This is a genomic window from Zeaxanthinibacter enoshimensis, from assembly GCF_004362865.1.
Taxonomy (GTDB): Bacteria; Bacteroidota; Bacteroidia; order Flavobacteriales; family Flavobacteriaceae; genus Zeaxanthinibacter; species Zeaxanthinibacter enoshimensis.
On record NZ_SNYI01000002.1, the window covers coordinates 934427 to 947568 of the forward strand.

12 protein-coding genes are annotated in these 13142 nt (G+C 46.2%); 2 read left to right on the top strand and 10 right to left on the bottom strand.

Going from position 1 to position 13142, the window contains the following annotated elements; all coding sequences use genetic code 11:
- Window positions 1-13: 13 nt before the first annotated feature.
- Window positions 14-433: an OsmC family protein gene (locus tag CLV82_RS10265; protein ID WP_133644210.1), complete on the bottom strand. Its 420-nt coding sequence runs from the start codon at window positions 431-433 to the stop codon at window positions 14-16.
- A gap of 42 nt (window positions 434-475) precedes the next feature.
- Window positions 476-1315, bottom strand: a complete 840-nt coding sequence (locus tag CLV82_RS10270) for a dienelactone hydrolase family protein (RefSeq protein ID WP_133644211.1) — start codon at window positions 1313-1315, stop codon at window positions 476-478.
- A 182-nt stretch (window positions 1316-1497) separates the two neighbouring features.
- Here CLV82_RS10270 and CLV82_RS10275 point away from each other — a divergent pair, with 182 nt between their 5' ends.
- Together CLV82_RS10275 and CLV82_RS10280 are read left to right on the top strand one after the other, a co-directional pair.
- On the top strand, window positions 1498-1653 hold the full coding sequence (locus CLV82_RS10275; RefSeq protein ID WP_133644212.1) for a YqaE/Pmp3 family membrane protein: 156 nt from the start codon (window positions 1498-1500) through the stop codon (window positions 1651-1653).
- An 83-nt stretch (window positions 1654-1736) separates the two neighbouring features.
- Window positions 1737-2306 carry a hypothetical protein gene (locus CLV82_RS10280; protein ID WP_133644213.1) on the top strand — a complete coding sequence of 190 codons (570 nt, stop codon included), beginning with the start codon at window positions 1737-1739 and terminating at the stop codon, window positions 2304-2306.
- A 7-nt stretch (window positions 2307-2313) separates the two neighbouring features.
- Here CLV82_RS10280 and CLV82_RS10285 read toward each other — a convergent pair whose 3' ends face one another.
- The 8 genes from CLV82_RS10285 to CLV82_RS10320 form a co-directional block, all read right to left on the bottom strand.
- Complete coding sequence (locus tag CLV82_RS10285) at window positions 2314-3843, bottom strand: GH3 family domain-containing protein (protein WP_133644214.1); 1530 nt, start codon at window positions 3841-3843, stop codon at window positions 2314-2316.
- A gap of 153 nt (window positions 3844-3996) precedes the next feature.
- Complete coding sequence (locus CLV82_RS10290; protein WP_133644215.1) at window positions 3997-7236, bottom strand: sialidase family protein; 3240 nt, start codon at window positions 7234-7236, stop codon at window positions 3997-3999.
- A 223-nt stretch (window positions 7237-7459) separates the two neighbouring features.
- Window positions 7460-7825, bottom strand: coding sequence for a DoxX family protein (locus CLV82_RS10295; protein ID WP_133644216.1), 366 nt, complete (start codon window positions 7823-7825; stop codon window positions 7460-7462).
- 34 nt (window positions 7826-7859) lie between these two features.
- A complete protein-coding gene (locus CLV82_RS10300) occupies window positions 7860-9968 on the bottom strand; it encodes an elongation factor G (RefSeq protein WP_133644519.1) in 2109 nt (702 codons plus the stop codon).
- 262 nt (window positions 9969-10230) lie between these two features.
- Complete coding sequence (locus tag CLV82_RS10305) at window positions 10231-11028, bottom strand: hypothetical protein (RefSeq protein ID WP_133644217.1); 798 nt, start codon at window positions 11026-11028, stop codon at window positions 10231-10233.
- 110 nt (window positions 11029-11138) lie between these two features.
- On the bottom strand, window positions 11139-11879 hold the full coding sequence (locus CLV82_RS10310; RefSeq protein ID WP_394346161.1) for a protein-L-isoaspartate(D-aspartate) O-methyltransferase: 741 nt from the start codon (window positions 11877-11879) through the stop codon (window positions 11139-11141).
- Between the two features lie 101 nt (window positions 11880-11980).
- On the bottom strand, window positions 11981-12574 hold the full coding sequence (locus tag CLV82_RS10315; protein ID WP_133644218.1) for a hypothetical protein: 594 nt from the start codon (window positions 12572-12574) through the stop codon (window positions 11981-11983).
- Between the two features lie 2 nt (window positions 12575-12576).
- The gene (locus tag CLV82_RS10320; protein ID WP_133644219.1) at window positions 12577-13068 is read right to left on the bottom strand and encodes an RNA polymerase sigma factor; all 492 of its coding nucleotides are present in this window, start codon (window positions 13066-13068) and stop codon (window positions 12577-12579) included.
- Window positions 13069-13142: the final 74 nt, after the last annotated feature.

Sequence of the window (13142 nt, forward strand, 5' to 3'; positions counted from 1 at the left end):
GCAATCTCCTCTTTTAATTCTTCAACTTGCTTTCCAGGACGATCTCCGCTTTAAGCAGTTTGGAAATCGGGCAGATATCTTTTGCCTTATTGGCCAGTTTTTCAAAATCCTCCTTCCCTATCCCGGGTACTTTGCCTTTAAGCGTTAGTGTACTGTGGGTTACATTCCCGTCTTCAAAAGTGATCTTTGAATCAACTTCCAATGATTCGGGGGAATATCCCTCTTCGCCGAGCATAAAACTGAGCTGCATGGCAAAGCAGCCTGAATGAGCTGCCCCGACCAGTTCTTCCGGATTGGTTCCCACTTCATCCTTAAACCGGGTGTGGAAGGAATAGGGCGTATCCTTGAGCACATTACTCTGGGTGGTCAGCGTACCCGAGCCCTCCATTCCACTTCCTTTCCAATGGGCTTTAGCTCTCCTGATAAATTTCATATTATATAAATTATAATGTTAATAATCAATTATATATAGGCTTTAATTAAATGTTTTATTTAAGAATTCTAGTAAGGCCTTCCACGACTCCTGGTCTGCTTTTTTATCATAGGCAAGTGGCAGATCAAATTTACGGCCCAGCGAATCCGCTCCCTTACTGGTAAAGGCATGCTTGGCATCCTCATAATTGATATACGTATAATCTGCTCCGATACTATCCATAGCCTTCCTGAACCTGGTGACGGATTCTTTGCTGATAAATGGATCTGCCCCGCCATTGGCCACCAGGACCCTGGCCTTTAGATCTTCGTTGGGCATTACCGGTAATTCTACCCCACTATGGAATGCAGCTACTGCTGCGAGGTCTTTCCCTGCATTGGCCATGGTTAATACCACGCTGCCCCCAAAACAATATCCAATGGCCGCGATCTTATCCGGATCTACAGAAGGGTCTTTCTTCAGGATTTCCATGGCGGCATCAAAACGGGCTTCTGCAAGCTCCCGGTTCTGCATAACCATGCCAGAAAACTTGGCGGCATCATCCGGGTGCTTCGCCTGCTTCCCGTCCCCGTACATGTCGATGGCCATAGCTGTATAACCTTCTTCAGCCAGCATATCTGCCCTTTTGCGGGTGTATTCATTATGCCCCCACCACTCGTGTACCACCAGGATCCCGGGACGTTTTCCTTCGATGTCCGAATTATATACCAGGTATCCTGTCATCTCTGTGGAGTCTGTACTGTAGCGGAGCGTCCTGGCTTCCAGGTTAACTTCTTCTGTTTGCCCGGCAGGCTGATTTTCTTTTTTCTCTTGTTTACAACCGACAATGGCGAATACTAATAAAAACACTGTCGCGCAGGATTTTAAAACTACATTTTTCATAAGAGGCAGTTTGATTACTAAAAATACGATTTTTATTAATTTTTAGTGAAGCTTTCTTAAACCTGCAGGAAGTCCGGTGGAAAGATGCTTTTCTATGGAATGGACTAATTATAAAATTGATGGAACCCGCATAATTTACGGGGAATTAGCATATTAGGAGAGAATACTAAAACAAACAAAATATGTCTTTATTAACTATTATATTAAACCTTCTTTTACCACCACTAGCAGTTTTTCTGAAACACGGACTGGGAGGTACATTCCTTATCAATCTGTTACTGACGTTACTGGGCTGGTTGCCCGGGGTAATTCACGCGTTTATCGTTAATTCAAAATAATTTGTTTTGATAGAATAAGGAAAGAGGCCACCAGCCAGAGTGGCCTCTTTCAATTTTTACTCCCTTGCTTTTATCTTTAAAAAATGGAACAAGTAAAAATTTCCGGGTACCACCAGGTTCCCCGAAGTATTGAGCAGGAGGCACGCAAAGCCCTCTCATATTACCCTACCCTTTCAGAAACGCATATCACCTTTAAATTCAAGGAAAATATAAGGAAATCGACCATGCAGGCACAGCCTGATTTTAAGACCATCTTAGGCAGCAGAAAGAAACGGAAATATTATGTACTGATCAGCAACCGGTTCAAGATCTCCGGGCAGGAATTCAGAACTAGGGATATTCCGTCCGAGATCATGATAGGGTGGCTCGGACATGAACTGGGACATATCCTGGATTATACCCACAGGTCTGGTCTGAACCTACTTTGGTTCGGGTTCAGGTACCTCTTTTTCTCCAATTCAATAAAAGCCGCAGAACGTACAGCAGACGCTTTTGCCGTAGCCAACGGGATGGAGCACTATATCTTAAAAACAAAGGAATTTATTCTGAACCACGCCGCCATCTCACCCCAGTATAAGAATCGTATCAAGAAGTTCTACCTGAGTCCGGAAGAGATCATGGAAATGGTGGCAGCACGCAATAATGAAAGTTGATGAGCCATTAAGGAGTTATTTCTGTCTTGACGAAGTTTTCCCAATCCTCAAATTTTTCCTCTCCCATCACACGTTCCATCTTTACCTGCCCTCCTTTTTTCTTGTTCCGGGCATTCCATTCATAAAACACTGATGGATCAATACAATGCACTTTTACCCCCTCCAGAGCTTTTGAACGTGCCACCCTGTAGTTCTTATTGGCCTCTTTCAGGTAATCATCTAATTCTTTCGCAATTCTGCCGGGATCCATGGAAGTTGAAGTTCCCAGGTACCAGCTGTGGTAGAACCCATCCGGATAGCGTTTTGCACACAAGGTGTATTCGGGAATTTTCAATTCCAGCGTCTCTTCAAGGTGCTTTAAGGCGTCATCCAGTTTATTGACAGACAATTGCGAACCTACCGTATTGAGGAAAAATTTAGTCCTGCCCGTGATAATGATCTCCGCCCGTTCCCGGTCTGTGAAAGCAATGGTGTCCCCTATTAGGTAACGCCAGGCCCCTGATACCGTACTGATAATTAAGACATAATCTTTACCTTCCTCTACCTCGGACAAATCCAGACAGGGAGCATCCTGGGTGATCGATCCATCCTGTAAAATATATTCCGGCTCAAAGGGAACAAATTCAAAGTATATACCGTTGTCCGTAATTAGCTTCATAGCATTGGTTCCCGGGCGCGACTGGAAGGCGATAAAACCTTCGGATGCCAGGTAGGTATCAATTACCGTTACAGGTTTACCCATCAGGGCTCGGAAGCTTTTTTCGTAGGGTCCGAAAGCCACCCCCCCGGAAGTATATACCTGCAGGTTTGGCCAGATCTCATGGATATGGTTCAGCTTGTGCTTTTCAATAACCTTTTCCAACATCAGCTCTATCCACGAAGGGATTCCACTCAATGCACCAATATCCCATTCAGCAGCCTTCTCCGCTATCCGTGCAACACGTTTATCCCAGTCATCAATAGCCGCTATTTCTTCTCCGGGTTTGTAGTATTTCCTGAACCAGAACGGAATATTACTGGCACTGATACCACTGATCTCTCCTTCCAGACGGCCTTCTTTTTCCTGCAGATCCGTAGAACTTCCCAGCATCAGGATCTCTTTTTCAAAGAAATCTGCAGGGAATTCAAAGTTGCTCAGGGAGAAGACCTGCTTGATACCAGCTTGCCTTATGGCCTCTATCATATTATCAGTTACCGGAATCCTTTTACTGGTCTTCCCGGTGGTGCCGGAGCTCAGGGCAAAATAAGTGCTCTTTCCCGGCCAGGTAATATCGGGTTCACCATCGAGTTGCCGCTGCCACCAACGCTCGTACAAGGTATTGTAATCGTAGAACGGGATGGTTTCTGCAAAAGCTTTGGTCATATCTTTGGACTGCAGAATTTTTTCAAAATTATAATGCTGCCCAAAGGCTGTGTCCCTGGCGGTATGCAGTAATTCCCGCAAAACCTCTCGCTGCTCCGCGACCGGGTCAGGTTCCGTCGTAAAGGCATCCTTTACCTCGATCACTCCTTTGATAATATTCCCTAGTATTGCCATAATTAATCCGGATATCCACAAAAATAAAGTTATTCGGGGCCAGGCCGGTACCCTTATCCACCAAATATGTGTTCAAAGGAATAGCTGATGGCATAAAAAAGGGCCTGTTCCCGGGGAGGAACAGACCCTTTTTAAACCAGCTGTTGCTAAACCTTAATCGATCAGCCCTTGCCCTTCAATTACCGGGGCGCCGGCTGCTTTTAGATCCGCTTCCAGTGCAGGCAGCGTAGTATTAACCATTGTCTTTAAACGATTCTCAACAGAATTCAGCTGTGAAATTCCCCTGTTCAGGGCTTTATTGTGATTCGCTGTAGGTCCATAAGTATTAGACAATCCCCTGGATGCAGCACTCAGTGCCTCCCCTGGTGAAGGTGGGTTCCTGTCTCCAATTTCATTTTTGGCGGCATTACCCTCCATGATCGTCTGTAAAGCCTGCAACTCCTTCCCTGCCTCATAAATGCGGCTGTATAGTTCTGCATTTGGCTTTTTGGCAGTATCAAGAGCCCGCTTCATCGCAGACACTTTGGCTGTACTTTCTTTCAGGGTATTTCTTACCGCGTACATTTCCTGCTGGAAATTCGTCAGCTTTTCACGATATGCCTCGATCTCTTCCTTGGACTTGCCTGGAAGGGCTCCTTCTGCCAGGGGGACCACCTCGAAACTTTCAGGTCCCGCCAACTGTTGCAGGGATCCGTCTACCCACTGGGATAAGGTTACATTATAGGTTCCCGGGGTAACGTAATAGGAACGGCGGTTCCATCGGTTTACATTGCCGCTGGGTTCTTCCAGGGATACCCCGGAACGATCTGCATGCCGCAGATCCCAGGCAACGCGGTTAAAACCTTTTTTATTCGTTCCGGTGACCGTATTGATCACATTGCCCTTATCATCCCGAATAGTAAGAACTAACTCCGGCTTTTGTTGGTTAGTCTCTTCCGCCAGAGCGTCCCATCCAGGGAAGGGAATATCGTTCCCTGACTTGGTCATCGCTTTCTCTTTCTCCTGCCGCTCATCTTTAAGGGTTTTCAGTTTTTCCGGCAGGTAGTAGGTGATTACTGCCCCGAAAGGAGGGTTGTCGCCGGTATAATGTGTATTCCCCTGGCTATCCATGCCGTCTCGCTGCACGTATAAATGAGCTGTGTTTACAGGGAATAAATGGGTTTCTTTAGCCATTGAAGGATTCATGGATCTCAGCGGACTGATATTGTCCAATACGTAAAACCCACGGCCAAAAGAAGCGGCTACCAGGTCGTCCTCATCGCGTTGGATGGTGATATCACGGAACGCGATCGTAGGAAGTCCGTCTTTAAGCTGAATCCAGCTACGGCCCCCGTCCTTGGTCATATAGATACCGTACTCCGTAGCAGCAAATAACAGGTTCTTATCCTTATGATCCTGCACTATCCTCCAGGTGAGTAAACGATTGGGCAGGTTACCATTGATCATGGTCCAGCTGCGTCCTGTATCTGTACTCTTCAGTAAGAAGGGGCGATAGTCGCCCTCTTTGTGATTATCCAATACAAGGTACACGGTTGCTGCATCAAAGAGATCTGCCCGGACATCGTTTACAAAAGCCCTCGCTGGCACCCCTTTAATATTTCCTAGCATGATCTTCCTCCAGTTATTACCTCCGTCTTCAGATACTGACAACATCCCGTCGTCTGTTCCTGCATAGAGTACTCCTTCTTTAACCGGCGATTCTGACAGGGAAGTAATGGTATTGTATTCAGACATCGCATTTACATCCCAGGCGTTGTCCCAGCTCTGTTTTTTCCCCATGATAGGAAGTTCCATGCGTTCTTCATTACGGGTCAGGTCTCCGGAAACAGCAGTCCATTCATCCCCCCTGTTCTCTGACTTCCATACGCGGTAAGAACCGAAATAGATCCTGGAGGGTTTATGTGGACTTACCAAAATAGGAGCATCCCAGTTAAAACGTTCGTGTGGCTCTCCGGGACCGGGCTGGGGCTGTATATAAACCGTCTCCCCGGTTTTCTGGTCGATCCGCCATAAAACTCCCTGCTGGAATTCCCCGTAGGTAATGTCCGGATTTCCAGGCTCGGTGGCAGATTGGTGGCCGTCTGCACCTAGGGTTTTCCACCAGTCAAAATTGGTGATCCCCCCTTCGCTTGTAGTTTGTGATGGTCCCCCGTGAGACCCGTTATCCTGGGTTCCCCCGTAAATATGGTAAAAGGGTTTCGCATCATCTACTGCTACTTTGTAATACTGGGTGATCGGGAGGTTTGGGAAATACCTCCAGGTCTCTGTTAGGTCATAAGATTCATACAGCCCTCCGTCGGTTCCGAACAGTACATAATCCGGGTCCGATTTCTTAAAGGCCATTGCATGACTGTCCACGTGTTTTTTGTCTTCGTTCATACGGGAGAAATTCTTCCCGTGGTCATCAGAAATAAGCACATAGTTGTTCATCAGGTAGAGACGCCCTTCCTGGTGCGGAGAGGCGTATAACTCCTGGTAGTAGTGAGGGCCGGTACCGCCGGATACTGCATCAGACTGTTTACTCCAGGAAGCTCCCCCGTCACGTGAGATGAATACTCCGCCTTTAAGGCGCTCCAGTTCAATGGCTGCATAGATGGTCTGGGAATCAAAGGGAGAGATCGCCAATCCAATTTTACCAAGGTTGGCATTAGGTATTCCGTTCTTCAGTTCAGTCCAGGTTTCGCCCCCGTCCATACTTTTATGAAGACCGGATCCGGGTCCGCCTCCAAGGTACTTGTCAACCGTCCTGTGCCTGTCCCAGGTAGCTGCATATAAAACATCAGGGTTGGTTGGGTCCATGGCTATGTCGGTTACCCCGGTCCATTCGCTGTTACCCAGTGTCCTGTTCCATGTTTTACCACCGTCTGTGGATTTATATAGACCACGTTCGCCCCCTTTACTCCATAAAGGACCCTGGGAAGCAACCCAGATCACATCTGAATTTTCAGGGTGAACGATGATCTTGGATAGGTGTTCAGATTTTTTAAGTCCCATGTTCTTCCACGTACTGCCCCCATCATGGCTGACAAATATTCCATCTCCGAAAGCGACGTGCCTACCACCAACATTTTCACCGGTCCCGACCCAGACGGTACTCGGATTATTCGGATCGATAGTCACACAGCCAATCGAGTAGGTAGACTGGTCGTCAAAAATAGGTTTCCAGGTGGTGCCTGCATTGGTGGTTTTCCATACACCCCCGGAGCCTACCCCGATATACCAGGTATTTTCATCCTGGGGATGAATGGCAATGTCTGCAATACGCCCCGAGGTGGTAGCAGGACCAAGGGAACGGAATTCCAATCCCTTATAAATGACGGAATCCTGAGCGCTTGCTGTCATGGCGATCAGGATTGTCATAAAGAGAATGGCAAAAAAGTAGTTTTTTCGCATTTTGTTCATTGTTTGTATAGTATTTGTTTAAGCCTGTAAGATAATTAAATAGCTTCCCATCCTGCAAGAGAACATGGGCCGGGAAAGATGTAATTCCTGTTAAAATATTCTTAATTAACAGAAGTGCCAGGATTGTCGTCTAAACATCACACAGGTGATACCTGTGCTTTAGGATTTTAGACAAGAACCGTTTTTATCACTTTCTAAAAGCGGAGTATTCTGGCTATCCATAGAAGGCAATTACCAGGCACATCAGCAGGAAAAGGGCTGCCGGGAACGACTTAATAAGCGGATCTTTGATCTTAACATGCATGAGGATTGATCCGGCGAGCAGAATTGCCAGCCCAAGCGCCGCCGGTTGCTTCAGGGCAGGGAACCAGATTCCCGCGATCAACAGAAGAGCAAGCATTACCTTGATCGTTCCCACCACATAGCAGGACCATTCAGGGAGCCCGTAAATCTTAAATTCTTCCAGGATATTCTGGGCATCGCCACCCCTGTATTTTGTCGGTTTATTGTACTGTACCAGCCAGACATTGAGAAGGCTCAATCCTACAATGACCTGCAGGGCAACTATAACATAATACATATACTTTCAGGTTAGTTTCTCTAAATATAGGTAATTAACTCACAGCGCTGGTCAATGATGCCTGTATGTTATTAGGTACCGCTTTAAAAGATGAAAAAGCTGATTTAAAGGTAGCCTTCCCTTGTGTCAGTGATCTCAGATTAGTGGAATACCCGAACAACTCTGCCTCCGGTACGGCACATTTAAGGATCTGGTATTGGTCTATACTATCTATCCCCTGAATGATGGAGCGCCTTGACTGCAGGTCGGTCATGACACTTCCGACCATTTCTTCCGGTACTTTTACCGTTAATTCCTGTATGGGTTCCAGCAGTTTTGGTTTCGCATTCAGGAAAGCTTCCTTAAAGGCATGAGCCCCGGCGATCTTAAAAGAGATGTCGTTCGAATCTACCGGGTGCATTTTACCGTCATAGACCATCACTCTTACATCCCGGATATAGGACCCGGTTAGCGGACCGGTTTCCATCACTTCCAGGATTCCCTTCCTGATCGATGGTAAATACCGTGAATCGATAACCCCTCCCACGATACAGTTATAGAATACCAGCTTGCCTCCCCACGGAAGATCTATTTCTTCCTTTCCACGAATATTAAAGCCCTGGGGTTCATCCATCCCCTCTGTCCAGGGTTCTATTTTTAGATGTACCTCCCCGAATTGCCCGGCACCGCCCGACTGTTTTTTGTGACGATAGGTGGCAGCAGCCGACCTCTGTATCGTTTCCCTGTAAGCGATCTTCGGGGCTTCAAATACAGCTGTTACGCCATACACATGTTCTAGTTGCCACTGAATTGTGGCCAGGTGAAGTTCTCCCTGGCAACCCAGGATCAATTGCTTTAATTCAGTGGAATATTTTACAACCACTGTCGGGTCCTGGCTGTGAAGTTTACGCAAAGCGTCAGACAGTTTTTCTTCGTCCTGTTGCTTCTCAGCGCTGATGGATTTCCGCGTCCTGGGCTGGGGATACTGAATAGGTTTAATGGTTGCAGGATGACCGGGCGTATAGAGGGTATCATTAGTTTCGGTGTGCTTCAGCTTAAGGGTTGCGCCGATGTCTCCCACTTCCAGCCGGTTTACCGGTTCTCGCTTTTTGCCATCCATGATAAATAGCTGGTTCAGGATCTCGGTTTCTCCATTCCTGGAGTTCTCCATCTTGTCATTTACACGAAGTACACCGGATTTTACTTTAAAAAATGTAATCTGTCCCAGGTTAGGTTGGTAAAGGGTTTTAAAAACGAACAAGGTGGCGGGACTATCTTTCTTACGTTCAAGCAGATCTCCCTCAACGGTTTGTTCCGGTGGCAGGTCCGCTGCTGCCGGGGCTACATTGTCTATAAATCCCATTAACCTTCCACTGCCCATATCCTTAAGGGCCGAAACGCAAAAGACCGGGAAGAGTTCATGATTCAGCATCCCGGCCTTTATACCTTGTCTCATTTCATCTTCGTTCAGGGTGCCCTTGTCGAAGAATAGTTCCATTAGGGCTTCATCGTTCTCTGCCGCTTTTTCTACCAATTCATTATGCAGGTGATCAGCCTTTTCTTTTTGATCCCCGGGAATTGGTAATTTTTCCGGTTTACCGCCCTCTTCGGGGAATTTATAACACTTCATCTTCAGTACATCCACGATACACTGGGCCCCGTCTATCACGATGGGATACTGGATGATCACTGTGTTGTTTCCCACCAGGTCTTTGATGCTCCGGATACTCTTTTCATAATTAGCATTGATGTGATCTATCTGGTTGACCACGAATACGGTCGGTTTATTATAAGTGTCGATGTAATTCCAGATGATCTCTGTCCCGATTTCCACGCCTTGTTGGGCGTTAAGTACGGTCACAATTGTATCCGCTACCCTTATGGATGAAATGATCTCCCCCACAAAATCATCCAGGCCGGGGGTATCAATAATATTGATCTTATAGTTTCTCCATTCGGTGTGCAGGGGAGTGGCGAAGACCGATGTGCCCCGCTGTTGTTCTATTTCATGGTAATCAGAAACTGTGTTCCCCTGTTCTACTGTCCCTCTTCTGTTCAGCAGGCCTGCTTCAAATAACATGGTTTCTGCGAGGGTGGTTTTACCACTGGAATGTGCCCCTACGAAAACCACATTTTTAATGTGTTTATCGTCGTATACTTTCATAATGGATGGTTTTTGGTCGAGTAATGGTTTATTGGCCAGAAAGCGCTCCATTAAGATAGCATTTTTTTGTTTTTGTTTTACCAGATAACCTCAATTAAATGAGATACTTATGATGTGTTTCCACGGGATTTAAGGATTAATTAAGGGCATATATACTGGGTAAATAGAGCGATGGCTGCAACTTGAAGAAACGTGAAAAGGACAAAAAAAAATCCCTGTTGCTATTAAACAACAGGGATCATATTTTAGAAAGGTCTGTATTTTAATCCAGTTCTATTTCCTGGGTCGCACCATTCGGGTAGATCAGGGTGGCGATATTATCACATTCCCCGTCACCGAAGTCCACCACAACAATAAGACCATTCTTATCCAGGGTCATTGCTCCGCTCACAAAATATTCACATCCGAGGTTACCCACTATTCCTTCCGGGATAGTTACCGAATAGGTATGACCATCTGCCGTCACCGTCCATTCACCACTGATCTCAATGGTCGTGGTCTCAAAACTCTCACCCAGGGTAAGGGTAAGTGTACGGGTACCTTCTTCTGTTATTTCAGAACCGTCTTCCAGGACAACACTCATTTCGCTGGTCACAGAGAAACAGAATTTAGACTGGTCCTCGTGGTCGATCATGGTATACGTTCTTCTACCGTTAACTTTTATTTCACCAACATAGAAGTCGGTAAAGATCGCAGTGAACGATTTACTGTTCGTGGTCCTGTCAAATGTCATCTCCAGGGTTCCGTTGGCATTATCAGTACCGTTCAGTACACAATTGTTGAATGTAACCATGTACCCTGTTTCTGTATATTCTACCTGGTAGCACTCATTGCTCTTTGCTGATTTGCCACTATTACCTTCATCGGTAAAGATATCAGTTAAAACAGCATCGACAGCACCTGTATACTCGCTGGATTCCATTACAGTTTCTAAATCTTCTGGTGAAAGCTGCTCTTCAGGCAAGGCCGGAGTATCATTATCCTTACTACAGCCTATAGCCAGGAGCGCAGTTAACAGGATCATGCCCGTATACTTTCCAAAAAATTGAACTTTTTTCATCTGGTAATTGTTTGAGGTTTTGATATGTAAACGTACTTAGGATGCTTTTAGTACTTCTGAGTGTCTATTTACGATCAATGCATTCTGGCCAATTAACCTGCGGATGTACTTCAATGCCTGGTAAACGGGACAAAACGGACGGCCATTACCTGCTTTTTCCTGAAGGCATTTCCTTTCCTGCTGATCACGGTAAGCTGGCGTACACCATTGTGGGGGCCCACCGGGATGACCATCCGCCCGCCATCAGCAAGCTGTTGTAACAGGGGTTCAGGAACTTCTGTTACCCCTGCGGTAACCAGGATCGCATCAAAAGGTGCCTGTTCAGGCCAACCGGCATATCCATCTCCTATCCTCACGTGTACATTCTTATAACCGAGGTCTGACAGTAATTCAGCGGCCTGCTCACCCAGGCCGGGAACAATTTCAATGGTGTAAACCTCGGCTGCAATCTCTCCAAGGACTGCCGCCTGGTAACCAGAGCCAGTACCAATTTCAAGCACCTTATCCCCGCGCCCCAAATGAGCTGCTTCTGTCATAAAGGCCACTATATAGGGTTGCGAAATGGTCTGTCCCTCCCCTATCGAAAGTGCTCGATCAGCATAGGCCACCACCCAGATGTTTTCAGGTACAAAGAGATGCCTGGGCACTTTCCGCATTGCGGCCAGGGTTGCAGCGTCTTTTATCCCCCTGCTCTCGATCTGTTGTACCACCATGTTCTCACGGGCAACATTCCAGGATTCTTGCGTAAAACCATATTGCACCAGGAGTAAAGGCATGACCAGGCGCAGGATATCCCAAGCATAATGTTTGGCGGGTACCAGGTGCTGTATGATCCAGGATAGACTGCGCATACTGTATGATTAATTATTACGGGTTGGATGCGATTGCCTCTTCTCCCCTGTTTCCACAAAGTACAGAATCTCAGGTAAATATTAATAAACTACCCCTGTCTTCATGGTTCCAATTCCTCAATCAGGTTTTTAGCGGACCCGGTGATACTTAGATATTTACGGTATCCCCACCAGCTGAAGAGCCCCAGCCCGACAAGAACCACGGTCACCGGGAACCAGATCCCGGTCTCCTGGAATATATCCTTATCATTAAAAATCTTGCCGCTTAAGGCGAGCGTAATAAAAAAGAATATAAAACTGCTGAACAACCCGATCCGCTGGAGAAGCAATAGCCGGTCTTTGGCTTTGTTGTAAGCAATCATTGTTTCCTTGTAGGTAGTATTGATCAGGTCTATGGATCGGATTTTCTTCAATGCTCTTAACACCGCGATCGGTAAGAGTACCAGGAACGCAATGGCAACTATTCCACAAAGCTGGTAAAATAAACTGTCCAGTTTTTCAAAATTAAAAAGAACGAATACTGCCGCCAGGATACATACCACCGATCCGGCGGTTTCATACCTGGATATCTTGTCAAATTTCTGCTGATATTTTTGCTGTGTCATTTCCATGATAATCTTATGGTTTAATTTTTTCTGTTGTTCTACCTCCTGACTGAGTTCTGCCCAGACCTGCTGTAATTCTTCGAGTTCCATGCTTACGTCTTTTTGGTCATCTTTTTTCTTAATCGTTCTTTGATCCGGGAGATCCGCGTACCTACATTAGACCTGGAAAGTCCTGTGATCTCTGCAATCTCTTCGTATTTCTTTCCTTCCAGCAGCAGCAGGATCAATCCCTTATCCAGATCATTCAACTGGTGGATCTGCTCATACATGGCCCGGAGCCGAAGCTCGAATTCCTTATCATATGTTTCTGCCGGCCATATATTTACATGATCCAAGGCTACAGGCCTTGGTCTCCTGTTCTCTTTCCGAAGCCTGCTGAAAGCAGTATTGAGAGCAACCCTGTACATCCAGGTGCTGACTTTGGATTCACCCCTGAATGAATCGTAGGCTTTCCACAACTGGTACACTATATCCTGGTACAGGTCCTGTTGCTCAGAAACCGAGTTGGTATATACCGTGGTAATCTTATAGATCACTCCTTCGTGGTCCTGGATTATGGCAACAAAAGCTTCTTCCTTTGTCATTTAATGGTTAGTTACACCTAATTAGTAGCAGGTTCTGTAAAAAATCACATTAAACCTCTATTTTTTTTAAAACC

Excerpts from the sequence above, each read along its gene's own strand:
- CLV82_RS10310 (WP_394346161.1), bottom strand. The coding sequence starts at position 11,879 with ATGCGCAGTCTATCCTGGATCATACAGCACCTGGTACCCGCCAAACAT.
- CLV82_RS10320 (WP_133644219.1), bottom strand. The coding sequence starts at position 13,068 with ATGACAAAGGAAGAAGCTTTTGTTGCCATAATCCAGGACCACGAAGGA.
- CLV82_RS10295 (WP_133644216.1), bottom strand. The coding sequence starts at position 7,825 with ATGTATTATGTTATAGTTGCCCTGCAGGTCATTGTAGGATTGAGCCTT.
- CLV82_RS10285 (WP_133644214.1), bottom strand. The coding sequence starts at position 3,843 with ATGGCAATACTAGGGAATATTATCAAAGGAGTGATCGAGGTAAAGGAT.
- CLV82_RS10270 (WP_133644211.1), bottom strand. The coding sequence starts at position 1,315 with ATGAAAAATGTAGTTTTAAAATCCTGCGCGACAGTGTTTTTATTAGTA.
- CLV82_RS10265 (WP_133644210.1), bottom strand. The coding sequence starts at position 433 with ATGAAATTTATCAGGAGAGCTAAAGCCCATTGGAAAGGAAGTGGAATG.
- CLV82_RS10280 (WP_133644213.1), top strand. The coding sequence starts at position 1,737 with ATGGAACAAGTAAAAATTTCCGGGTACCACCAGGTTCCCCGAAGTATT.
- CLV82_RS10275 (WP_133644212.1), top strand. The coding sequence starts at position 1,498 with ATGTCTTTATTAACTATTATATTAAACCTTCTTTTACCACCACTAGCA.
- CLV82_RS10300 (WP_133644519.1), bottom strand. The coding sequence starts at position 9,968 with ATGAAAGTATACGACGATAAACACATTAAAAATGTGGTTTTCGTAGGG.
- CLV82_RS10315 (WP_133644218.1), bottom strand. The coding sequence starts at position 12,574 with ATGGAACTCGAAGAATTACAGCAGGTCTGGGCAGAACTCAGTCAGGAG.
- CLV82_RS10290 (WP_133644215.1), bottom strand. The coding sequence starts at position 7,236 with ATGCGAAAAAACTACTTTTTTGCCATTCTCTTTATGACAATCCTGATC.
- CLV82_RS10305 (WP_133644217.1), bottom strand. The coding sequence starts at position 11,028 with ATGAAAAAAGTTCAATTTTTTGGAAAGTATACGGGCATGATCCTGTTA.